The organism is Providencia rettgeri, from assembly GCF_001874625.1.
Lineage (GTDB): Bacteria > Pseudomonadota > Gammaproteobacteria > Enterobacterales > Enterobacteriaceae > Providencia > Providencia huashanensis.
In genome coordinates this window covers 117,918-142,241 of the sequence record NZ_CP017671.1, presented here as the reverse complement: position 1 = coordinate 142,241, position 24,324 = coordinate 117,918, and the positions used below count along the sequence as shown (strand labels likewise).

Below are 24,324 nucleotides of genomic sequence, written 5' to 3'. Positions count from 1 at the left end.
CATAATGGTGCGCTAATTTTATGCCCCATACACCAATCGTATTTGGGTATAAATTCACCATTTAACTTTTATTGTCAACACAGTAAGCCTTGGCCTACGAGCACAAGCCTGCAATCACAGGATGTTTTATGACAAATGCATTATTAACCGATTCTGCCCTACCTCGCTTTTCTACTATAGAGCCTGCACATGTTTTTCCTGCTGTCGAGCACGTACTCACCGAGTACCGTCAAACAGTTGAAAACCTCCTTGATGCCACAGACCAATATACTTGGGATAACCTGTGCCAACCGTTAGAAGAAGCCAGCGATAAACTCTCCAGAGTTTGGTCGCCAGTGAGCCACCTGCATTCGGTAAAAAATAGCCCTGAGTTGCGTGAAGCCTATGAACAATGTTTACCGCTGCTGTCTGAATTCAGTACGTGGATGGGTCAGCACGAACCTTTATATCAAGCCTATAAATCATTAAAAGAAGGCGCTGAATTTAACTCACTCAGCCAATCACAGCGGAAATCTATCGAGAATACTTTACGTGATTTCGAGCTATCTGGAATTGGCTTACCCTCTGAAAAACAGCAACGTTATGGTGAAATTGTTGCGCGTTTGTCAGAGATTGCCTCTAAATTTAGCAATAATGTGCTTGATGCCACCATGGGGTGGACGAAACTCATTAAAGATGAAAAAGAATTAGCGGGTATGCCAGAAAGCGCCATCGCGGCAGCTAAAGCCATGGCAGAAGCCAAAGGTGAAGAAGGTTATCTATTAACCCTCGATATGCCAAGCTACCTACCTGTCATGACTTACGCCGACAACGCAGAATTGCGCCGTGAAATGAGCCATGCATATAGCACTCGTGCTTCAGACCAAGGGCCAAATGCCGGTAAATGGGATAACAGCGAACTCATTGATGAGTTAATGGCATTACGCCATGAACTTGCTCAATTATTAGGTTTTAAAAACTACGCTGATAAATCTCTGGCAACAAAAATGGCAGAATCACCAGAGCAAGTATTAGGCTTCTTAAATGACTTAGCACAACGCGCCCACCAGCAAGGTAAAGATGAACTTGCTGAATTAACCGCCTTTGCAAAACAGCATTATGGTGTCGATACCCTAGAGTCTTGGGACTTAGCGTATTATAGCGAAAAGCAGAAACAGCATAAATTCTCATTAAGTGATGAGCAACTACGCCCTTATTTCCCGGAGCAACGTGTCCTTAATGGCTTATTTGAAGTCGTTCACCGTATTTATGGGTTAACGGCAAAAGAACGCAATGATGTAGAAACATGGCATAAAGATGTGCGTTTCTTTGAGTTATACGATGATACCAATACTTTACGCGGTAGCTTCTACCTAGACCTCTATGCACGTGAACACAAACGTGGTGGAGCTTGGATGGACGACTGCATGGGCCGTATGGTGCATAAAGATGGTTCATTACAAAACCCAGTTGCTTATCTAACCTGTAACTTCAACAAACCATTAGGTGATAAGCCAGCACTCTTTACCCATGATGAGGTGATCACACTATTCCACGAGTTTGGTCATGGCTTACATCATATGTTAACGAAGATTGATGTTGCTGATGTTGCAGGGATCAATGGGGTACCATGGGATGCGGTAGAACTACCAAGTCAGTTTATGGAAAACTGGTGCTGGGAACCTGAAGCACTCGAGTTTATTTCAGGGCATTATGAAACAGGCGAACCATTACCTGCAGAAATGCTAAGTAGCATGCTGGCTGCGAAAAACTACCAATCTGCAATGTTTGTGCTACGCCAATTAGAGTTTGGTTTATTTGATTTCACCTTGCATGCTGAATATGACCCAGCTAAAGGGGCTCAAGTTATGCCAACCTTATACGCCATTAAAGATAAAGTCGCGGTAGTGCCTTCACCTAAATGGGCACGCTTCCCGCATGCCTTCAGCCATATCTTCGCAGGGGGTTATGCTGCGGGTTATTACAGCTATTTATGGGCAGATGTTTTAGCCGCAGATGCATATTCGCGTTTCAGTGAAGAAGGTATTTTTAATCGCCAAACTGGTCAGTCATTCCTTGACAATATTTTAAGCCGCGGCGGCTCTGAAGAACCAATGGCGCTATTTGAGCGCTTCCGTGGCCGTAAACCAGAACTAGACGCGATGTTAAAGAGCTATGGTATTCATGGCTAATAGCACTGCGATCCAATTGATCTGTGAAGAGGGTGCCGATCGCGGCGCCCTTTCCCAACTTTCTGAAAAATGGCAGCTTTCTCATACCCCTAACGCGGTGATGGCTCTGGTACTAACCCCTGAAAACTTACAACTACGTAAACTGGATGAACCCAAACTCGGGGGGATTTTTGTGGATTTTGTGTCAGGAGCCATGGCTCATCGACGAAAGTTTGGTGGTGGTCGTGGTGAAGCTGTCGCCAAAGCTGTTGGAATTAAAAAAGATTATCTTCCTGACGTGATAGATGCGACGGCTGGCCTTGGCCGTGATGCCTTTGTTTTAGCCTCTCTAGGCTGCCGTGTCCGTATGTTAGAACGCCACCCTGTTGTGGCTGCATTATTAGATGATGGCCTACAGCGAGGCTATCAAGACGCTGAAATTGGAGAGTGGTTAAAAGAGCGTATGTCTTTGATCCATGCTTCTAGCATTACCGCTTTAAAAGAAGTGACTCACGCACCCGATGTTATTTACCTTGATCCAATGTATCCACATCGGCAAAAAAGCGCTTTAGTTAAGAAAGAAATGCGAGTGTTTCAGTCATTGGTAGGGGCTGATGATGATGCGGATTCCTTACTCGCACCAGCTATCGCCTTAGCAAAACGAAGAGTGGTTGTTAAACGCCCTGATTACGCAGAGCCCCTAGCGGGACAAAAAGCGCCTTCAGCAATTACGACAAAAAGCCATCGATTTGATATATATCCGTGCATTAAAAATAGTGACTAAAACGTAACGGCGAAGGGCGTATGTACAGGTGAAATTATCAATATAATACAGCCGCCCTTTCGCGTACGTTTACAGGTCAGAGAATTACAACACACCCTGCCCAAGCATTGCATCTGCGACTTTCACGAAGCCTGCGATGTTAGCGCCTTGAACATAGTTTGTTTGTTTCTCCTCACCCCCAAATTCAACACAGTGTTGGTGAATATCCAGCATGATGTGATGTAAGCGAGCATCTACTTTTTCAGCTTTCCAACTGAGACGAGCCGCATTTTGCGCCATTTCTAAACCTGACGTTGCCACCCCACCCGCATTCGCGGCTTTACCTGGCGCAAACAAAACACCCGCTTCTAGGAACAACTCCGTTGCCGGAATGGTTGTTGGCATATTCGCCCCTTCTGCGACTGCTTTGACCCCATTTTTAATCAACACTTTTGCAGCATCAATATCTAGCTCATTTTGTGTTGCACAAGGTAACGCAATATCCACTGGCACATTCCACGGTTGCTGACCCGCTAAGTAAGTTAAACCAAACTCTTTGGCATACTCTTCAATGCGACCATAGTTATTTTTGATTTCTTCTAAACGAGCCAGTTTTTCTGTTGTGAAACCAGCTTCATCCACCACAGTACCGCCTGAATCAGAAGCTGTGACAACTTTAGCACCCAGTTCCATGCATTTATCAATCGTATACTGTGCTACGTTACCTGAACCAGAAACAGCAACTCGCATACCATCAAAACCTAAGCCATGGCGTTTTAACATCGCATTAGTAAAGTAAACTAAACCATAGCCAGTCGCTTCTGGGCGGATCAAACTCCCACCGAAAGACAGACCTTTACCCGTAAATACACAAGAGGTGTCGTTAGACAGTTTTTTCATCATACCGGTCATGAAACCGACTTCACGTCCACCCACACCAATGTCCCCAGCAGGTACGTCAGTGTTTGAGCCAATATGGCGATATAATTCAGTCATCAAGGCTTGGCAAAAACGCATCACTTCACCATGGCTTTTCCCTTTAGGATCGAAGTCAGACCCCCCTTTACCTCCGCCCATCGGTAATGTTGTTAACGCATTCTTCAGTGTTTGCTCAAAGCCTAAGAACTTCAGAATTGATAAGTTAACGGATGGGTGAAAGCGCATTCCACCTTTGAATGGCCCAATGGCTGAACTGAATTGAACACGCCAAGCACGGTTCACTTGCACTTTGCCGTGGTCATCAACCCAACATACGCGGAACTGAATAACGCGCTCAGGTTCAACGAAGCGTTCAAGTAATGCTTGGTCACGATACTTTGCATTTTGTTCTAAAAAAGGCCAAAGAGAAGTGAATACTTCCCGCACAGCTTGTAAAAACTCAGGCTGTGAAGGATCTCTTTTTTGGACAGACTCCAAGAACGAAGATAGTGATTGTGTCATCTATGTCTTCCTTTTTAACATGTAGTTGTTGTGATGTGCCTCACTCTTTCTTGTCATTATTTTTAGGAAATGTGAGGTTGATTTGTGTTTGCCTATTGAATATATCATTAGTTTGTATTCTAAATTCAAGGTTTTTTTTCACTGTAATGCAAAATAAATCGCTTGACCTGCCAATAACCACCTCGAAGTACATATTTTGTAACAAAAAAAACGCCTGCATAAGCAAGCGTTTTTAGTGAATAATTTTTCTAATTTAGCGATGTGACTTATTCTTCATCGTCATTTAATGGCACAATCAACATATCCACATGAACTGTATTGATTAGCTGACGAGCAGATGACATTAACTTGCTCCAGAAATCTTGGTGATGACCACAGACGACTAAATCCATATTATATTTTTTAATCGCATCAACCAGTACTTGGCCTAAATCACCACTACCGCTAAGAGTTTCTTGGATTTCATAATCTGCACCTGCAGACAAGTCCTTCAGAGCGTTACGAGTTTCATCCGTAATACGCTGTTGCATGTCACCAAGGTTGACATCAATAAGACCTGTGTAGAGGTCCGAATAGTTCACATCAACATGGATCATGGATACTTTGGCCCCGTAAGGTTTTGCCATAGAGACAGCCTTATCCAGTAATACTTTACTTTCAGGTGATAAATCTACCGCCACAAGAATATGTTTGTAAGCCATAAGTAAACTCCTTCCAAATGCTGATTATCCAGTGGTTATGCCTTCACCACATCTTTATGAATACTATACCTGCAAATTGTGATTATTAAGTGTTGCTTTGATCACATCTAAGCAGATTAACCTTTAAATCATCAGTTCATATAACATTTTATAAAACAATAACATCATTCATTCAATATTAATATATTTGCCTAAACAATTTGAGCTAAGGATACACTAAAATTGCGTAAAACATTCTCCCATGCTCTTTTATATTTTAGACGAACATACATAGAAACTACTGACAATTTTCTCAATATAAACAAATAGTCATCATAATTTTGTGCCCGCTGCACTTTTTTTAAGCAAGAATATATCCTACAATAAAAAAACTTAGTTTAAGTGCAACGTTTTGCTGTATTTCCTTTGTGACAATTGCAGTGAGCTAGGCGCAGTTGAACTTTGCTGGTCACTTCTCATTAATACAAGGCATGAAAATCAATAGCATTACGGTAAAGCGATAGCTTTGCTGCTGAGAGAACCAATCAAAAGGTCAATAGCCCCTAGGTTCTAAGGAGGGGATTATGTTCAGTATGATTGCATTGTTTTGGGCATTATGTATTTTATGTATCTTGAATATGATGCGGTATTTTTCTTCAATTCGTGTTTTATTGTCCATTTTAAGGGATTCAGACCCTCTGCTCTACCAATCCGTTGATGGTAATGGGTTTTTTACCACCCATGGTCAACTGAACAAACAGCTGCGATTGGTTAGGTACATCAATAATAAACAATATATTGACCACTACGACCCAGAAGTCATTTTACGCTGTGAGCGAATTCGTAAGCAATTTATGATGATAAGTAGACTTAGCATTCTTGTTGCTGTAAGCCTAATCTACTTATTAGTGACAGGTTAATAATATTCACCCACCTAACGATAAAAAAAGAGTGATGGCCGTAAGGCCATCACTCTTTCGTATATTTATATTACTATGTTCATGTAACGTTTAAAGGCCCCATACAAACGATATGAAGCCAAGTTAAGCGCTGTTAGATAAACAGCAATGATAGCCAGTACAAACCGCCAGATAACACAATTGAGACAGGCAGAGTCAGTAGCCACGCTAAAGCAATGCTCTTGATGGTTTTAGTTTGCACACCACCACCGTCGACAACCATGGTACCAGCGACTGCTGAAGATAAAACTTGCGTCGTTGAAACAGGCATCCCAGTGTAACTTGCAACACCGATGGAAACCGCCGCCGTGACTTGCGCGGAAACACCTTGCGCATAAGTCATGCCTTTCTTACCAATTTTCTCACCAATGGTAACAGCAACGCGCTGCCAACCAAACATGGTACCTAACGATAACGCTAAGGCAACAGCAATGATGATCCAAAGTGGCGCATACTCAACGGTATACAGCAAGTCATTACTCAATTTTTTCAGTAAACTCGCATCTTTCGAACTCGTTTCTGGTAACTTAGCAACAGCATTTGCGGTATCAGAGATACACATCAATAAACGACGTGCATGATTACGTTGATCAGGCGTTAGCTCTTCATAGCTTTGAATGCCATCCAGCATGGTTTGCGCTTGATTTAAAATCGCACCAGTACGGGAACTATCACAGTGGAATTCACCACCGGGCTCATCGCTGCTTTCAGCCACCACAGGGGCATTTTCTATCGCATGGTTTAACGCTGGTTTATGTGTTTCATAGTATTGTTGCAGGTGGACAACCGCATCATGCGTTTTAGCGATATCATAGCCGTTTGAATTCATATTCATCACGAAGCCCGCTGGCGCAACACCAATTAGCACCAGCATGATAAGACCGATGCCTTTTTGGCCATCGTTCGCACCATGGGAGAAACTGACACCAACCGCAGATAAAATCAATGCAGTACGCGTCCAAAATGGTGGCTTACGCTTCCCATCTTTTTTCTCACGTTCTGCTGGGGTTAAGTGAATTCGACGACGTTTCTTTGTGCCACTCCAATAACGGCGCAAAAAGAAAATCATCAAACCAGCTATCACAAAACCAATTGCGGGAGATAAAATCAATGACATGAAAATACTGATCATTTTCGGTACGTTCAAGGCATCAACTACAGATGAATCAGTTACAATCGCGTTGGTTAAACCCACCCCGATAATCGCCCCGATCAGCGTATGTGAACTTGAAGCAGGGATACCTAAGTACCACGTTCCAAGGTTCCAAATGATTGCAGCCAGAAGCAATGAAAAAACCATTGCAAGGCCGTGAGCTGAGCTCACATTAAGCAAGAGGTCTGTTGGTAAGAGGTGGACAATTGCATACGCAACGCTCAACCCTCCCAGCAAGACACCGAAAAAGTTAAAAACCCCTGCCATGACAACTGCGAACTGAGCCCGCATTGCTCTGGTATAAATAACCGTTGCTACCGCGTTAGCGGTGTCATGGAAGCCATTTATAGCCTCATAGAACAGCACAAATAACAGTGCTAGAACTAATAATAGACCTGTATGAAATTCTAAACCTGTAAAAAGATGTAGCATAGACGTTAAGCCATTATATGTTGGACATGAACGCGGCGCATTATCAGTGACAAACGCTGGCGGTGGAAGCAAAATCTAACCTTTTTTTGATTTAACTACCCATCAAAAAAGTACCTCATAGTAATTACCCCATATATTTCAATAGATTGGCTTAAACAAATTTATTCTGAATTTTTGCAACTTTTTAACGATGTTTCCAGAAAATAATCATCATTTGCTATTTTTTGCCGAATTTCTCTAATTATAATACGTCCTACATACTTTTCATCAGTTCTACCTCAAAGCTTTACATTACAATCATGACAAGATGACGTAAAATATCTATGTTCATAATGTAATTATGCTTAAAATCAAATATATAGAGAACCTTATTGTGAAAAATATTGACGTTATTATTTTAGGTGCAGGTGCAGCAGGTTTATTTTGTGCCTCACTCGCTGGCAAACGAGGCTTAAATACGCTGGTGCTTGATAACGGAAAAAAACTCGGCAGAAAAATATTGATGTCCGGGGGTGGCAGGTGCAATTTTACAAACATGTACACAGAACATAGCAATTACCTTTCAAGTAACCCTCACTTTTGTAAGTCAGCACTTGCTCGCTACACACAATGGGATTTTATTGCCTTGGTCGCAAAATATAATATTGCTTACCATGAAAAAACATTAGGGCAGCTTTTTTGTGATAATAGCGCACAAGATATCGTCGATATGCTAAAAACTGAATGTGATTTACCAAATGTGGCTATCAAGCTACGCAGTGAAGTCACCGCCGTCGAAAAAACAGATAATGGTTTCTTAGTTACTATCAACGGGGAAAATGTGAGTGCCCACTCACTCGTTGTTGCAACCGGAGGGTTATCTATGCCCGGTCTCGGTGCAACACCCTTTGGTTATCGTCTCGCAGAACAGTTTGGGCATACCATTATTCCTACACGCGCAGCATTAGTGCCCTTTACTTTACACAAGCCACTGTTAGAAGCATTACAAGTACTTTCAGGTATATCCGTTCCTGCTGAGGTTACAGCAATGGATGGGACCGTATTTAAAGAAAATATCTTGTTTACCCACCGTGGTCTCTCTGGGCCTGCAATTTTGCAAATTTCTAGTTACTGGCTTCCTGGCGAGTATGTAAGTATTAACTTACTTCCTAACCTTTCATTAACTGACTTTATTATGGTGGAAAAACAAAAACACCCTAACCAATCACTTAAAAATACACTGGCTAAATTATTACCAAAACGGTTAATCGAGGTATTACAGGCGCTAGGGCAAATCCCTGAGTGTCCACTAAAGCAACTTAATCACCCTCAGGTTGAAGCACTACATAACACCTTACATCAATGGCAGGTACAACCTAATGGAACTGAAGGCTATCGTACCGCTGAAGTTACACTTGGTGGAGTGGATACACATGAAATTTCATCTAAAACGATGGAATCGCTTAAAGTATCTGGCTTGTATTTTATTGGTGAAGTCATGGATGTGACGGGTTGGTTAGGCGGCTATAATTTCCAGTGGGCATGGAGTTCAGCAGCAGCATGCGCTGAAAATTTACCTTAAGATGAACACATAAAAATACGGTCATCCGAATTGGTGAGCGTGATATTGCTCACCATCAACCAAAACAATCTGCTCATTGCTTGATTAAAGCCATCACCGAAAAGTCCCAAGCGCGGCCGAGGTCATGGTCGAATTAAAATAAGCAATCATCTCGGAAGACAGAACCGCCGTACACTTAACCCCCAATTTAAATTTTTCGAAATTGAAATTTATAATTAGATAGCTCTAATAATTCTAAACGCTTTAAGGTGGTTAGGTTACGCCATAGAACTCGGGTTTTTAATTCTCACTATACTCAATCAGCACTGTCTAAGACAGCCAATAAAGCCCTTACTTAACAAAGAACCATATTCATAACTATCCTTGAGATTTTCCCATGAAACTCTTTTTTAACCTTTCATGTTAGGAAGTCATGTAAAAAACCATTATCTATATTATTCCTTTATTATATATAACCTAAAGACAGTTCTATAAGTTTAGATATTTTTTTATATTCAAACTTTCGTTCATTACTTGGGTGCTTAACCAGCTTTAAACTCACAGCGGTTGAACTATTAAAAATGTGTAATCTACACATACAGTAAAAAACCATTTACACCCTATTTAAATTATAAATAAGAGTGAGATTTCTAGACATTAACTTATTATCAATAATATTTAGTTAGTTTAAAATATGTTTTTTAGATATTAAATTTATATTTTTTATATTAAATGGCCCCTTTCGGGGCTATCGGTGTCATTATAAAATACTGAGATAGTATTATCGAGTTAGAGTAATTCGAGTGCGCGATTTTAACATTTCATTTTGATCCTCTACTTTGTTTTCATCAAGTGCTTTTCTAGTTGCCTCAATAATAAAGGAACTAAGAGATAAGGAAGTATATCCGTTTTTTTTAAAGTATTGATATTTTTCTATATATTCAATTGGAATATTGATTAACTTTGCTTTTTTTAACATAAAATCACCATTGCGTTGATTTATAACCTTGTATGTATCTGTGTAGAAATGTGACTAACATCATCTAAATTTAAGGTGAAACAATATAAAACGATTAACAGTTCTAAACAAAAAATAAAAAGTAACAAATATTAAATATCAATATTATTCATACATTTAGGAGAAGCTATCCATCTTCCCTAAAATCAACCGAATAGCTAGATTAGATACACACATTACCATAACTGGCTTTACATCTAACTCACTTTTAAAAATAGACCTCAGCCATTAGCAGCAATCATTAAATTATCTTTCATATCATAAACGAATAGTTAGTGTGCTTGATTTAATATTATAAATATATTTATAACCACTATAGAAATATTGATTTATATCCGAACCCCTTATCGGATATCAATACCGGTTCATTACCCGCACGGATAGCCCATTTATCAGGCACAGGCCCTCACAAGGTTCCTGCCTTTAGTGCTCCTTTCTGCGGTTTCCTATCTCTCTTAAGATTTCATTAAAGATACGGTCGAAACTATTTCTCATAGTATTAGTTTTTGACTCACTAACTATCTCACCTTTTGGTAAAAAATCGGCTGAGTCAAAATCTATCACAAAGAACTCGCCATTATTATATATGATGTTCCCCTTATTTATGTCGTTATGTGAGATCCCATGACTTTGCAATAAAGAAGATAGTTTCTCAGATGGTTTACTCGTTTTAATTGCCGTCTCTATTTCTTCTAATAACACAGGGTTAGATAAGTCTTTAATACTACTTAATACATACCCATCTATTTTCTTCAATTTCACTGACACCGTTGCAGAACCATCTTTGTATGGAGTAACTCTTACTGTACCTGAACCTTTTCCATAATACCGATTAAATCCTTCTGCATTTTTTTTTGCTGAAGAGAGCCTACTTTTGTGAGTCTTATTAATTCTGCTCTTATAGATTTTGCTAACAAACCCATCCCCTATATCATAAACCTCACTTAAACTTCCTGTACCAATGACTACTGGTTGTATCTTAGATTGGTTTTTTATATGAGACATTGCCACTTTTTCTGGCATGCCAACACTTTCCATCATATTTTCTAGAGGCGTATTTATATAATTAAATCCTCGTTCCCTACTAAAACAAACAGGGGTTATTTTCTTACTACCAAATATTTTTTTACCCGTAACCATAAACTGTGGCTCATCTATCCAACCCTGTGAGCTAATTAACTTGAAATAAACATTATCGTATTTTAGATAAAGTGTCCCTTTTTCCGACTCATATAATCCAGGATTAGTTTCAGATGGTTTAATCCCTCGGATTCGTCTTTCGGGGACCCCATTATTCCTGTTCTCATTAAGCTTGCTTATCAGCCCGTCAGAAAAATGTAAGCACGAAGAACCCGGTGATCGCCCCAGTCGACATGGTGAGTAGTTTACGGATAATTTCTTCTTTTCATTGACAATGAAATATCTTTTACCGAACCGAGACACCTTTATGTCAGCACTGTCAGTTTTTATAACACCACTTAAACTCGCACTCCTTCCATTTTCTGGGATGTAACGATAGAACTCATAACCAATTTTTATTGCATGAAAGGATCCTGCAGATGTTTGACTTGTTACGGTATAGATACCATGCTGATTTGGGCTTATTGAAACCAGTGTTTTTTTGTCTATGCTCCCATTTAATAGTTTACCTATCCTAAATGGGAAGTAAACTTTTTCACCTGATGTTTTAATGTACTTGGGAGTTCTTACCCATTGCTTATTTTTCAAAGAGTAAGATATTCTTCGGTGCTTACCATCGATATTAGTAAAATATCTACCATTTTTAATAATAAACTCTCTGTCAGTCCCTTTAATATTAACTGACAATTTGTTATTTTTAAAAGATAAGCCCTCAGGCACCCTTAACTGACCTTCAATTGTTTGTCCTTTTGAATCTTTTGGGGAGATAGCTACGATGCTTTTACCCAAAGTAATAAGTTGGTCATTTACTTCAAATAAATCATCCGTATTCAGTTGTTTATTATCGATGCTATCCGCTATCATTCTGAATAGAGCCCCACCCAATCTTTGTGTAACCACAAGTGGCTGACTACCAGGTAGCAATGCTGTAATTGCCGATATCGTTTTGTCTACCTTTGAGGTTATCGATAAAAGATTTACCCTTTCTTCTGGGGTTGGGCATCCGTAATTATTATTATAATAATGAATAACCTGAGATTCCTTTGCAAGTTCACTTACTGGGTTCCTTAAAGTTTCACCAATCTGTCTGAATACATCTGGGCGGGATAAGTTTTGTCTTTTTTCAAAACACGAAGAATCCAACTTTACGGTTTTAACATCATCAGGTTCAGGTGGAGGGGTCGTCGTTTTCTGTTTAAAAACCGCATATCTAGATGACCGATTTTTTATAGGCAGCTTTTTTTCTTTATCTTGATATCCTGCTGCAGGTAATACACTGGCCTCTTGGATGGTCTCCCAGAAGTGATTACTGTTAGCCGATTGCTCAACATTTTCAGACATTGAAGGTTTCATTTCGCTCTCGGATACCGTTGTTGGGCTAGTTGCAACAACAGGGGTATAGGTTAACTGAACTTCGGTTAGCAACATTAGCAGTGGGGCTGCTATACCCTGTCGCGGATTTGTAGTCTGATACGATGATCTGCTCAACTGTTCATGAGAATTGACAACTCTGCTAATACTTCGTCCTAAAAGGTGTGTTTCATCCGGAATGGCTGAATGGTCAGAGTTTATGCCCCGAGTCTGTTCTATAGGGTTCATCCTAAAACTATTGTGCAGCTTATTCTGATAAGCTCCTGCTGTAACTCTGTACTGCAACGCTGATATTGGCATAATTAGTCCTTTTAATTAAAACGGCGTGCTTATCGGTATTTACGATTTTTGATTGCAGCCCCAAGGCATACGTTTTTAATATCCTTTGAGAAATTTATAGGCAGCATGACGATTACAGATTGGTGAATAATAGACATCTACTGTCTCCCTATTTTTATCAATCACACGGTAAAGATAAAAGCATTTACCCGTTATCCTTCATATAGGTTTTATTAAGTTGCCATAAAAAGACAGTACAAATAAATTGATATGTTTTGATGATATCGTTCCAATCACATATTTAATCTAAAACTTATCATGAAAAGCCAGTGGAATGTCTATAGACCCTATATATTTAAGATAATAATTTATAGTGAAATATTTTTTGCTAATCAGAAAGTTAATTAATATTATATTTTTATACTAAAAAATAAAACTGGCTGAAATATAAATAAATATAATTCAGGGTATTACCTTATATCTTAAATTCTAAAACGCTTCAAAATACGCTTCTATTTTTATCATTGTAGAGGTTATATGAAACTCCCAGCTCCATTCATAGCCCAAGAAAACATAAAACAGATAACTTCACTAACCGATAGAGTGCTCCTTGATATTAATGGTACCCCAGCGTGGGTGGGGAACTATGCTTATGGTATGTGCTTAGCGATAGATACTGGCTTACAAAATATAAATACAAAATGGCTAATGCATGTTTGTTTATGGCTGGCATCTAAGTGCAGTTTTACTGATGATAGCCTTATTTTAGAATCTAACCGTTTATATTTACTACGTCATTACAGCAAAGAACTAAATCATCAGCAGTATAAAAAGCTAATATATCAACAGACTAAACTAGTTAAATGGCTATTTAAACACTATACAAACACGATATTAACCGATAATTAGAACTAATATAATGATAAGAATATTATTTGTTTTTATAACAATAGCTGCCTTACATTGCTATGGGGCTTTAGCATCGACAATACCATGGAAAAATGACTCACTTTTTTTTATTTCGAGTAGAGGAAGTAAGCTTTCAGAAGTCCTACGTGATTTCGGAGCAAATTATAATATTCCTGTAATTGTGAGTAATCAAATAGATGATATTTTTGTCGGGACCATCCCTAAAATGCTCCCTGAATTAGCATTAAATAAGATTTCTCGTATGCATAAGCTCGCTTGGTACTATGATGGACAAGCACTTTATTTCTACAAAGCTCAAGAAGTAAGCTCCGAACTTATAGCTCCAACTTATTTAAATATAAATACTTTTATTCAGCAATTAAAAAACAGTAATATATTAGGTCAACCTTACTGCCAAGCTAGTATTATTTCTGCATCTAATACCCTACAAATACAAGGTGTTCCCATATGTATTCAACGCATTGAGGCAATGGCAACCCGTATTGATGCACAAAAATTAAATCAAGACCAAAACCAAGAAGAGATCCGTGTATTTCCTCTCAAGTACGCTAATGCAGCGGATGGAAATTATGAATATCGAGGCCAAAAAATTATTGTCCCCGGCATTATTAGTGTCCTAAAAGATATGGCTCAGGGCCGAACATTACCATTATTACAAAACCAAGGGCAACCATCTCCAACAGATAGCAATCTTCCTATGTTTTCTGTAGATCAAAGACAAAATGCAATTATTATTCGTGATAGAAAACTAACAATGCCACGCTATGCCTCACTCATAACTCAATTAGATAAAAAACCAGTTATTATCGAAATATCAGTGCTCATTGTTGATGTTAATGCCGAAGACTTAAGTACATTGGGCATTGATTGGTCAGCATCCGCCCAAATTGGCGGTGGAAATATAAGCTTAAATAATAACGGAATACCTGATACCAGCAGCTTCTCTTCTATCGTTTCTAATACTAGTAATTTTATGATTAAACTCAATGCACTTCAGCAAAATGCTAAAGCACAAATATTATCTCGCCCTTCAATTGTAACATTAGATAATAACCAAGCTGTTCTAGATAGGAGTATCACATTCCATACAAAACTCATAGCTGACAATACAGCAAAATTGGACTCGATATCAACAGGCTCATTATTACGGGTAACACCTCGGCTAATTGAAGAGCAGGGAAAAAAAGAAATCATGCTAACCCTATCAATTCAAGATGGTAGGCAAATCCATTCAACTAGTGAATTAGAACCACTACCTCAAACACTAAGTTCTGAAGTTTCTACCCAAACTCTTTTGCAAGCTGGGCAAAGCTTATTATTAGGTGGTTTTGTACAAGATGAGCATAGTGAGGGTGAACGCAGAATCCCATTGCTTAGTGATATTCCTATTATTGGAGGTTTATTTAACTCTTCTCAAAAAAATAATCGTAGCACAATACGCTTGTTTCTTATTAAAGCACAGCCAGCCAACCTATACCAATGATGAAACCTCTTTATAAATTAAAATGGCTAAGTGGAATATTAGCGGGTCGAGAATTAGCACTCCCACTCGGTGAAATTCGCTTAGGGGGAGAAACACCTGATATCGCCTTACCACTAGAGTTAAATGCGGAAACACTATTGATCGTGAATGAACAAGGCATTCGCTTGTCTCAGCCTGTTCCCCTTTGGGTAGATGGGTTGCCTTGGGAAACTAATGAGCTATTGCCTCAAAAAAGAGTGATAGACCTCGCTGGATTAGTCTTTATATTTGGAGATATAGAACAACCATTACCAACATTAGCAATTCCGCTAAGAAGAAATAAAAATAAAACTCACGTTGTTACACTAACAATAGCCATCATTTTTTTATTCTTAGTACTCCTTGCTATAGGGATCTCAACTGACATATCTCCAGAAAATGAGGAGCCATTTGATAAAGTTATTTGGTTAGAGCAACAAATGAAACAACCAGATCACCTAGGTTTGCAAGCAAGCTTTGATAATAATGGCATAATTCATCTCAGCGGCGTATCAGTTTCAAAAAATACGATTTATCAACTACAAGAGCAATTCGCCCAATTTGGTTTCTCCTTTTATAATAAAAGCATCGATGTTAGCACACTACATAACCTAGTTCGTCAAACACTAGAAATGAATGGTTATCATGATATTGATATTACTCAAGGTAATAGCTTAGATAGCGTGAAAATTTATGGTGATATTCAATTTGATAATCATTGGCAGCAAACACAAGCTCAAATAAATCAAATTAGTTTATTAAAAAGTTGGGTTGTCATTAATGACCGCTCAGAAGAATTTAAAAAAACACTCCATTTTCTTGATTCAGAATCACTTTTAGAGGGACTGAATATTTCAATTGAAAATAATAAATTATTAGTTAGCGGAAAAGTTCCAGATAAAGATTTAGAAAAATTAAATATTATCATTAGTGATTTCAATAAGTCACAAAAAACAAGAATGAAAATAAACTATCAAAACATTCCTAACAAAAATATTATTGATGAATTTTTACCTGGGAAAATTATAAGTATTGGAGGTAATGATGAATATATTTACCTACAACTATCTAACAATATGAGACTATATAAAGGAAGTATTTTACCAAATGGCTATAAGGTGTATTCTCTCAGTATGAATACTCTAATGTTAATATATAAACAAAATTTTTTATCAATTCCAATTAACCTTTAAATATAAAAAAATGTCACAGTTAACGAGTTTAGAACGTAAATTAAAACAAGATAAATCAGGTGGTTATCGTGATGGCCTATTATTCAGAATCAATGCTTCTAAAGAAGACCTGACTAATAGACTGAATGAAACAAACAATTCAATATTGAGAGAGAAAATATACCATATCTTAAACTCTCATTACCAAGTAGAAGAAATCATTGTCATAATATGGAAACGCTATCATCCGGAGGTACTGAATGTATATTGATTTAGCTGAATTAGTTACTAGTGCAATTAGCCATATAGGGCGTGAAGATATACTTCAAAATAATAAAATTGATAACCACTCTGCAATCACTATTAGTTTACATGAGATGCCTGACATTAATATATTCACGGTAGATGAGATGCCCATGATATGGTCAGTATTAAGCCCCAAAGATGAGCTGAATACTGCTTTACATAGTGAAATAATATTGTCAAAATTAATGGATAATACTAACCAATATTTTTACTTTGGGCAGCCTGCCTTATTAAATATTAATGACTATATAGAATTGAGAGCTGTTTTTTCACCTTTTGCTTTAAAAAATGGAGAATCCGCAGCAGATGCAATAAATACTTTCGTCTCTTTCATGAGTAAAATTATTAATTTATGTAAACAGTAAAACAAAATAGAAATTTCATTATAACTTCGCCCGTTTTTTATATTTAAAATATAAAAATACATTTAAAATGATAAATGATTAGTCGATAAATCATTTATCATTTATCATTTATCATTTATCATTTACATATTAATTTAAATAAATAAAAATTAGCAATAAAGAGATATTTGCTCTAATAAAATATGCTTATCTTTCTCAGACCATTCACCAATTTTAACTTTGCTCTCTAAGTACTGGCAAGCATCATAAATACCATTTATACCTGTCAACGCTGCGCACCCTTTTATTGAATGCAATACTGCTAAAATTTTATTTCCCTGTTTTTCATGCCATGCAATTTCAATTTGCGTTGAAAACTGTTCAAATGTTGATTTAAACCTAGACCTCAAATCATCACATTCATTGATATTAATTATGGCATCATTTTTTCTTTTATTTTGAGCTAATTCAATCCCCCTTCCCAACTGAATCATAATAACTTTTTCAATAAGATCAGACAATCTATCAATATTAAATGGCTTCAATAAACAATCATTAAACTTCACATTTGTATTATCATTATACTGTATACCTCTATCCCCCGCTGTTGTGGCAATAATAGGAGTGTCATTGTCTAATATTTCATTTTCTAATGTTCTCCAACGTAAAAGCGTTTCAAACCCATTTTGCATTGGCATATTCAAATCCATTAGAACCATGTCATAAATGTTTTTTTTGCCTAAATCAATAGCTATAGAACCAGAACTTGCTAAATCTACTTGATGCCCCATATTTTCCAATATTATTTTTATTATATTTTGATTCAGGGAAACATCATCAACAACCAAAATTTTTAATGACCATAAAGTAGAAGACGCTAAGTTATGTTGCTTCCCTTTATGTTTCCTATTAAATCCAGATGAATTATTACAAAAAAAGCCAGATGGGACATTAAAATCTGAATAGTCTAATAACTTGCTCTTTCCTAAGTTCAGATTAATTTCCCATAAACGTAATTGTTGACCAAAGCCAATATATTTTATAGCTGATGAATTAAACACTTTCCTTAAACACTCATCGCTTTTCATTGGAATATATAATTTAAAATGAGTTCCTTTCCCTAACTGACTTTGTATTTTTATTTTACCATTCATTAGCTTAATAAGATTTGCTGATATGCTTAACCCTAACCCACTGCCATTTTCATTTAAATTCACCTTAAAGAATGGTTTAAATATTTTATTTTGTTGGCTGATATCAATACCTATTCCAGTATCAATAATATCGAAAACTAAATTAGATTTATCTATACCTACTTTAATCTTTATAGAACCTTCAGTTGTAAATTTAATCGCATTTCCAATTAGATTAATAAGTATTTGCATTAAACTTATTTGGCTTACCCTTACCTTTTTAGGAGTATCTGGATAAATATACGTTGATAACGCTAATCCTTTTCTTTTTGCCTCAAAACTAACAATGACCATGACCTTATCAATAAGCTCAAATAAATCAACCAATTCATAACCTAAGTTATAGTTTATCTCTTTAAAATTGAATGAATTATTAATAACATCTAGCATATAATCAGCAGATGTACGCATGATTGCTAATAAATTTTGTTGCTGATGTGTTGGTGATGTCTGTTGCAATAACTCTAAAGCACCAATAATACCATTCATCGGGGTTCTTATTTCATGAATAATACTTTCGCTTATTTCAGCCATATGATCTTTTTTCATTGGTTTACCTATAATTTTACAGACAGAGATTATAAAAATATCATCTAATAATCTATAGCCCTGAGATATTCAGTCAGAATTAATTTTTCTCCCATACATTTTTGGTATAATACAAAACAATAAATCATTCACAAATACAAATAGTAACAAAACAAAATTAAATAATATGTCACCCGCCAGATAATTTTCTTGATAAATATCATTCCTTGTAAAAAAATGAAATTATCAATAAGTATACAACATGAATTTTAATTATGATTAAATTTAAAAAAGCAACAAAAAAAGTAATATTTGAATATACTTGAAATATCACTAATATAACTTATCAATATAGAAATGATAAAATTAATTTCGTAATTACTTTATTGAAACACACAAAACAATTACTATATTTAACTGTTAACTATAATTACATTCACCTCATAAACATTTTAATCAGGATAATATCACAAATAAAACATGGAATTATTTCTAGCATAAATAAAAATACGATATTTATATTAATATACAGTTACACTTTAGCGTAACCAACCATATAAATTAACAACTTATCCATAAAAAATAAACATTGAACAATGGTGAGGGAACTAAAAGCCTTATAAACTCAGGCTTTTACCTTATACTCAAAAACAGCATCCAACCTCATAATATCATTCACATGATATTTCTGGAATTTTTAGATGCCTTTATTAGACCAGCCATTACAATTGATTCTTATATTATTTATGCTATCTATTTTTCCTTTAGCTCTCGTATTAGGTTCGTCATTCCTAAAAATAGCGATTGTATTTTCTTTACTGCGTAATGCATTAGGTATCCAGCAAACACCACCAAATATCGCAATCTATGGCTTAGCACTCGTCTTAACCTTATTTACAATGGCCCCTATTATTCTTGCTATCCAAAGTAATTTAATTAATGAGCCTATAGAAATAGAATCACCGCTATTTATTCAGAAAGTTGAAAGAAATATATTATTACCTTATAGAGAGTTTCTTAAAAAAAATACAGACCCTGAACAACAATTTTTTTTTGCCAATATCGGTCATCAAATTTGGCCTGAAAAGGATCATGATAAAATTCCAGATGAATCTTTACTTATCCTACTCCCCGCTTTTACCGTTAGCCAACTTATTGAAGCCTTTAAAATAGGTTTATTGTTATTCCTACCGTTCATTGCAATCGACTTAATTGTTTCCAATGTATTACTCGCAATGGGAATGATGATGGTTTCGCCGATGACAATATCTATGCCCTTAAAACTATTAATTTTTGTATTGATGGGGGGCTGGGAAAAATTACTTAGGCAACTGATTCTTTCATTTTCGTAACACTAAGGCCATAAATAATGAGTGAAACTATGGTAATCCAATTAGCAAAACAAATGATGTGGCTTGTTTTACTTTTATCTTTACCTGTCGTCGTCGTCGCATCATGTGTGGGAATTTTAATTAGTTTGTTACAAGCATTAACCCAAATACAAGAACAGACAATTCAATTTCTTGTCAAGTTAATTGCTGTTTCTATTACACTTGCAATCAGCTATCGCTGGATGGGTGACGTAATTCTTACTTATGCAGATCAAGTTTTTGACATGATACTTCATATGAGGGAGTAAGCTCTTGACCATCTGGATTGAATACCTACCCATCCTTGGACTAAGCATGTTACGCTGCTTAGGTGTTTTTCTTCTTGTTCCTTTGCTGAATAGCTCTAACCTAGGCGGTACTTTAGTTAGGAACTCACTACTTTTAGTGATTATATTACCTATTGCTTATATGTACCCCAATTGGACCCAATCTAACCTTAATATTAGTGGATACTTATGGTTAATTATTAGTGAGGTGAGCATTGGGTTAATACTCGGTTTTTGTGCTGCAATTCCCTTTTGGGCAATGGATGCAGCAGGAACAATAATAGATACCATGCGCGGTTCTTCAATGGCAAGTATCATTAACCCATTATTAGGGCAACAATCCTCGCTATTTGGAGTGTTATTTAGCCAAGTATTTAATGTTATTTTTCTTATTAGTGGAGGTTTTAACCAACTAATAGCGGCTATCTATAATTCCTATATTTCTATCCCACCAGCCAGTACATTAAATTATCATATTGATGCTTTTTCTTTTATCTCCAGTTTATGGCAACTCATGTATGAACTAGGTATTCGCTTTGCAATGCCAGCCATAGTCGTCATCGTCTTAGTTGATATGGCTTTAGGGTTAATTAACCGCTCAGCGCAACAACTTAATGTTTTCTTCTTAGCGATGCCAATCAAAAGTGCATTCTCCTTATTAATGCTGATTATCTGCTTCAGTTTTGCGTTCCAACATTTATTGGCCTATAGCCTAGACTATTTGAATATCAGCCTAAATTTATGGGACTTTTTCAATGAGTGAGAAAACAGAAAAGCCCACATCGAAGAAAATCAAAGATGCGCGAAAAAAAGGCCAAGTAGCGAAAAGTAATGAAATAACCAGCGGTATGCAGCTAGTCATTTTACTGACTTATTTTAGTTTTGAAGGCCCTGAACTTTGGAATGCCTTAAAATTGATGATTAATACTAATATTAATTTTATTAACAATGATAGTCATTTAGCGATTGGCCAGTGGCTAAATACTTTCTCTTCTATCGTGATCCGTTTTACTGGTGGTTTAGCCGGCGTTATCATATTGACGTCTGTTTTTACCATAATGGCTCAAGTTGGGCCATTATTGGCAACAGAAGCGTTAACACCATCATTTAAAAAACTCAATATATTATCTAATTCAAAACAGATGTTCTCAATGCAGAATCTATTTGAATTTGTTAAATCTATATTTAAAACAGTAACACTAGCACTTATTTTTTACTTGTTACTAGCTCAAAACACTAATTCAATACAGTTTTTACCTTTGAACCCTGTTATTAATGGCGTTATTTTATGTATTCATTTACTTTACTGGATGATTTTAACTCTAATTGGATTCTATATTATATTTGGTATTGCTGACTTCGCATTTCAGAGATATAACAACACCAAGAAATTGATGATGTCTATTGATGAAATTAAAAAAGAATATAAAAATAGTGAAGGTAACCCTGAATTAAAAAGCAAACGGAAAGCAATACACCGAGAAATTCAAAGTGGGAGCTTATCTAAAAATGTCGCTAAATCAACGGTCGTGATTAAGAACCCAACACATGTTGCAGTATGTCTGTATTATAAAATTAATGAAACACCATTACCGAAAGTCATTGAAGTCGGCTTTAATAGCCGAGCCTTAAATATTATTAGGTTTGCAGAGAAATCAGGAGTACCTATTGTAGAGAGTATTGATTTAGCCCGTGCATTAGCGAAGAAAACCTCAGTAGGTCATTATATTCACCCAAGCTTATTTGAACCTGTCGCTAATATTTTGCGTATGGTTATGAATTTAAGCTATGAAAAAGAAAACCCCAAAAATGAAGATTAAACTCATTCTTTTAATAATACCGTGTATGGCGCTAATCGCTTGTACTACCGTAAAAAAAGAGCCTAATAATGAGCGTCCATTAATTGATGATAACATATTGAATTTAAACAATAAAAATACAGAAAACACTTTAACCTGGAGTGAGTTTTTTGACGAAATCTCTTCCAACTCCGAATTGAAAATTATGGAGTCAAATTTAGATGAATATAATAATAGCCTTGAAAATAAAATAAACAATACATTGATTAATAAAGAAAAAAACATCGAAAATATAAATCTAAATAAGGTTTCAGAGGAGAGAAATGATATATATAAATTTAATGAAGATGACGAAGCAGATGAATTACTTGATATTGAACCAATATCAGAAAATAACACTAATATAGCAAATAAATTAATTTCATTATTTTTATCATCACCGCCCACAGACAATCATCATTTATCACCTGATGATGAAATTTAATTTATTGACTGCTTGTTAGCCTATTGCCTCAACAAGCAGTCAAGCTTAACCTGCCACTATAAAATCAATTAGCATAATGTATCTATTCTAACCGCTAATCGTTCCCCTATGCGTAATAGTGTACCAAAAGCAAAAATACGATGACCAACTTTTAATGAAACAGGTGTATTATATTGTTTTTCACTTTCAAATAAGTACCCCGGCCGGATCTGGCTTAGCTCATTAATTGAAATATTCAAATTAGCAACTTCCACTGAAACAGGAATCAATGTATTTGAAATTTGATTATCTGTATTGGCTAAGCTATCTGTAGGTATATCAATCCAGTCATCAAAAGTATCCATTAATGTCTCCACGCTAAATATGCCTGACTCGCCATCTTGACAAACAATGGCAAGTGGACGATGAGTAAAAAGAAAAAACTCTCCACGGGTAATCTCTGCTTGCTGTTGAAGCACCAGCGCATTACCTTCTTGTATAGAATATATTTGCTGACTATTTAATAAACACCAACCCGCCACTAACTTTGCCCCAATCATAATTGGCGAGCTTATTTCTTGTTCATCAGTTATCGAACCGTTCTCTATGAGTACCTCTAACCAGCTATCAGGGGCTTCAATAACGTGAAAATTAAGTATTCTATTATGATGTTTCGCACACAACTGCCACCCCACGCCTTGCGGTAAAGAGCCCGTGCTTATCTGTTTAACTGTTGGCCACTGAAAATCATCAATATCAATGCATGCCTTGAGAGTATCTATTGTCCATATCGCGAGTACGTCCTTAAACTCATCAGAAACCATAGAAAATGATGGAATAGCAAGTACTGGACTAACCCATTGACACCATTCATTTTCATCTACCCAAAAATCAATAGAATTACCATTTATACAAGTTGTCAGTAACAAACCGATTGCCAAATTCCGATGCTCAAATGTTAAAGATAGAGTTCCTTCATCGCCGATTAATTGACAACCTGTACCTACTGCACGAATAAGTTTTGTTGTTCTATTATTAATTTCAGGTATCGGCATGATTAACCTTTAAAAAAATCGAGCAATTAAATTTTATCGAAAGCCCCCTTTTTATTTGCTCAATAATTTTATTCAACTCTTGATTATATAAAGAAGTATTCAAATAAAGACAAATAGATATACCTACCTCATTATAATCAGCCTCAATAATCATCCCTGCTAATGGGCCATTTGTTAAACACCACTTTAATTGATTATTTTGATTGTTAGAACAATTCAACGATAATTTTTTCAGTAACTGCTCACATAATTCAGCGCTATTTGACACATCAATATAACTTAAACACTTTCGTTCTTGTGTTATATCATTATTATTGACCCCTCCTTTTATTGGAATAGTCAATAATTCTTCAAACTGATGTTGAGCATCTTGGTGAGATGCCGTATCGTCCATACCATTATTTAATATAATAACATTGCGGCGTGATGACATTACTTTAGTACACATAGT

Annotated in this window: 22 protein-coding genes; 13 read left to right on the top strand and 9 right to left on the bottom strand. The window is 36.4% G+C overall.

Annotated features, from left to right (window positions below):
- Positions 1–128: 128 nt before the first annotated feature.
- Positions 129–2,171: an oligopeptidase A gene (prlC, locus tag RB151_RS00630; RefSeq protein ID WP_048605558.1), complete on the top strand. Its 2,043-nt coding sequence runs from the start codon at positions 129–131 to the stop codon at positions 2,169–2,171.
- Complete coding sequence (gene rsmJ, locus RB151_RS00625; RefSeq protein ID WP_048605560.1) at positions 2,164–2,934, top strand: 16S rRNA (guanine(1516)-N(2))-methyltransferase RsmJ; 771 nt, start codon at positions 2,164–2,166, stop codon at positions 2,932–2,934. The genes prlC and rsmJ overlap by 8 nt, the downstream gene beginning before the upstream one ends.
- Positions 2,935–3,018: 84 nt before the next feature.
- Here rsmJ and gdhA read toward each other — a convergent pair whose 3' ends face one another.
- Positions 3,019–4,353, bottom strand: coding sequence for an NADP-specific glutamate dehydrogenase (gdhA, locus tag RB151_RS00620; RefSeq protein WP_048605562.1), 1,335 nt, complete (start codon positions 4,351–4,353; stop codon positions 3,019–3,021).
- Positions 4,354–4,619: 266 nt separating this feature from the next.
- Entirely contained in the window at positions 4,620–5,054 is a 435-nt protein-coding gene (gene uspA / locus RB151_RS00615) for a universal stress protein UspA (protein ID WP_042848590.1), read from the bottom strand.
- Between the two features lie 563 nt (positions 5,055–5,617).
- Here uspA and uspB point away from each other — a divergent pair.
- Positions 5,618–5,953, top strand: coding sequence for a universal stress protein UspB (gene uspB / locus RB151_RS00610; protein ID WP_042848591.1), 336 nt, complete (start codon positions 5,618–5,620; stop codon positions 5,951–5,953).
- A gap of 133 nt (positions 5,954–6,086) precedes the next feature.
- Here uspB and pitA read toward each other — a convergent pair whose 3' ends face one another.
- Positions 6,087–7,577, bottom strand: a complete 1,491-nt coding sequence (gene pitA, locus RB151_RS00605; protein WP_042848657.1) for an inorganic phosphate transporter PitA — start codon at positions 7,575–7,577, stop codon at positions 6,087–6,089.
- A 373-nt stretch (positions 7,578–7,950) separates the two neighbouring features.
- Here pitA and RB151_RS00600 point away from each other — a divergent pair, with 373 nt between their 5' ends.
- Positions 7,951–9,138, top strand: a complete 1,188-nt coding sequence (locus tag RB151_RS00600; protein ID WP_042848658.1) for an NAD(P)/FAD-dependent oxidoreductase — start codon at positions 7,951–7,953, stop codon at positions 9,136–9,138.
- 760 nt (positions 9,139–9,898) lie between these two features.
- Here the strand turns inward: RB151_RS00600 and RB151_RS00595 are convergent.
- The 3 genes from RB151_RS00595 to RB151_RS24560 form a co-directional block, all read right to left on the bottom strand.
- Positions 9,899–10,096: a hypothetical protein gene (locus RB151_RS00595; protein ID WP_042848593.1), complete on the bottom strand. Its 198-nt coding sequence runs from the start codon at positions 10,094–10,096 to the stop codon at positions 9,899–9,901.
- Between the two features lie 462 nt (positions 10,097–10,558).
- Positions 10,559–12,946: a hypothetical protein gene (locus tag RB151_RS00590; RefSeq protein WP_071547573.1), complete on the bottom strand. Its 2,388-nt coding sequence runs from the start codon at positions 12,944–12,946 to the stop codon at positions 10,559–10,561.
- 75 nt (positions 12,947–13,021) lie between these two features.
- Complete coding sequence (locus RB151_RS24560) at positions 13,022–13,111, bottom strand: hypothetical protein (RefSeq protein WP_220129033.1); 90 nt, start codon at positions 13,109–13,111, stop codon at positions 13,022–13,024.
- 351 nt (positions 13,112–13,462) lie between these two features.
- Here RB151_RS24560 and RB151_RS00585 point away from each other — a divergent pair, with 351 nt between their 5' ends.
- The 4 genes from RB151_RS00585 to RB151_RS00570 all read left to right on the top strand — a co-directional run bounded on the left by RB151_RS00585 (position 13,463) and on the right by RB151_RS00570 (position 17,199).
- Entirely contained in the window at positions 13,463–13,834 is a 372-nt protein-coding gene (locus RB151_RS00585) for a hypothetical protein (protein WP_042848594.1), read from the top strand.
- Between the two features lie 10 nt (positions 13,835–13,844).
- Complete coding sequence (locus tag RB151_RS00580) at positions 13,845–15,338, top strand: EscC/YscC/HrcC family type III secretion system outer membrane ring protein (RefSeq protein ID WP_042848595.1); 1,494 nt, start codon at positions 13,845–13,847, stop codon at positions 15,336–15,338.
- Positions 15,335–16,549 carry a type III secretion system inner membrane ring subunit SctD gene (gene sctD, locus RB151_RS00575; protein WP_071547572.1) on the top strand — a complete coding sequence of 405 codons (1,215 nt, stop codon included), beginning with the start codon at positions 15,335–15,337 and terminating at the stop codon, positions 16,547–16,549. The genes RB151_RS00580 and sctD overlap by 4 nt, the downstream gene beginning before the upstream one ends.
- 239 nt (positions 16,550–16,788) lie before the next feature.
- Positions 16,789–17,199 carry a hypothetical protein gene (locus tag RB151_RS00570; protein ID WP_048605565.1) on the top strand — a complete coding sequence of 137 codons (411 nt, stop codon included), beginning with the start codon at positions 16,789–16,791 and terminating at the stop codon, positions 17,197–17,199.
- 149 nt (positions 17,200–17,348) lie between these two features.
- On the opposite strand, the gene RB151_RS00565 is transcribed toward RB151_RS00570, so the two are convergent.
- Entirely contained in the window at positions 17,349–18,920 is a 1,572-nt protein-coding gene (locus RB151_RS00565; protein WP_048605566.1) for an ATP-binding protein, read from the bottom strand.
- A gap of 680 nt (positions 18,921–19,600) precedes the next feature.
- Between RB151_RS00565 and sctR the strand changes: the two genes are divergently transcribed.
- The 5 genes from sctR to RB151_RS00540 are packed head-to-tail and all read left to right on the top strand — an operon-like array spanning position 19,601 to position 22,839.
- Positions 19,601–20,251: a type III secretion system export apparatus subunit SctR gene (sctR, locus tag RB151_RS00560; RefSeq protein ID WP_048605568.1), complete on the top strand. Its 651-nt coding sequence runs from the start codon at positions 19,601–19,603 to the stop codon at positions 20,249–20,251.
- Between the two features lie 17 nt (positions 20,252–20,268).
- Complete coding sequence (gene sctS, locus RB151_RS00555) at positions 20,269–20,538, top strand: type III secretion system export apparatus subunit SctS (RefSeq protein WP_042848600.1); 270 nt, start codon at positions 20,269–20,271, stop codon at positions 20,536–20,538.
- 4 nt (positions 20,539–20,542) lie between these two features.
- Complete coding sequence (sctT, locus tag RB151_RS00550; RefSeq protein WP_042848601.1) at positions 20,543–21,319, top strand: type III secretion system export apparatus subunit SctT; 777 nt, start codon at positions 20,543–20,545, stop codon at positions 21,317–21,319.
- Complete coding sequence (locus tag RB151_RS00545; RefSeq protein ID WP_042848602.1) at positions 21,312–22,376, top strand: EscU/YscU/HrcU family type III secretion system export apparatus switch protein; 1,065 nt, start codon at positions 21,312–21,314, stop codon at positions 22,374–22,376. Before sctT ends, RB151_RS00545 begins: the two co-directional genes overlap by 8 nt.
- Positions 22,345–22,839, top strand: a complete 495-nt coding sequence (locus tag RB151_RS00540) for a hypothetical protein (RefSeq protein WP_048605571.1) — start codon at positions 22,345–22,347, stop codon at positions 22,837–22,839. The genes RB151_RS00545 and RB151_RS00540 overlap by 32 nt, the downstream gene beginning before the upstream one ends.
- A 68-nt stretch (positions 22,840–22,907) precedes the next feature.
- Here the strand turns inward: RB151_RS00540 and RB151_RS00535 are convergent, their stop codons facing one another.
- Positions 22,908–23,873: a FliM/FliN family flagellar motor switch protein gene (locus tag RB151_RS00535; RefSeq protein WP_048605572.1), complete on the bottom strand. Its 966-nt coding sequence runs from the start codon at positions 23,871–23,873 to the stop codon at positions 22,908–22,910.
- Positions 23,860–24,321 (bottom strand): hypothetical protein, encoded by a 462-nt coding sequence (locus RB151_RS00530; RefSeq protein ID WP_048605574.1) that lies wholly within the window; start codon positions 24,319–24,321, stop codon positions 23,860–23,862. Before RB151_RS00530 ends, RB151_RS00535 begins: the two co-directional genes overlap by 14 nt.
- Positions 24,322–24,324 lie beyond the last annotated feature (3 nt).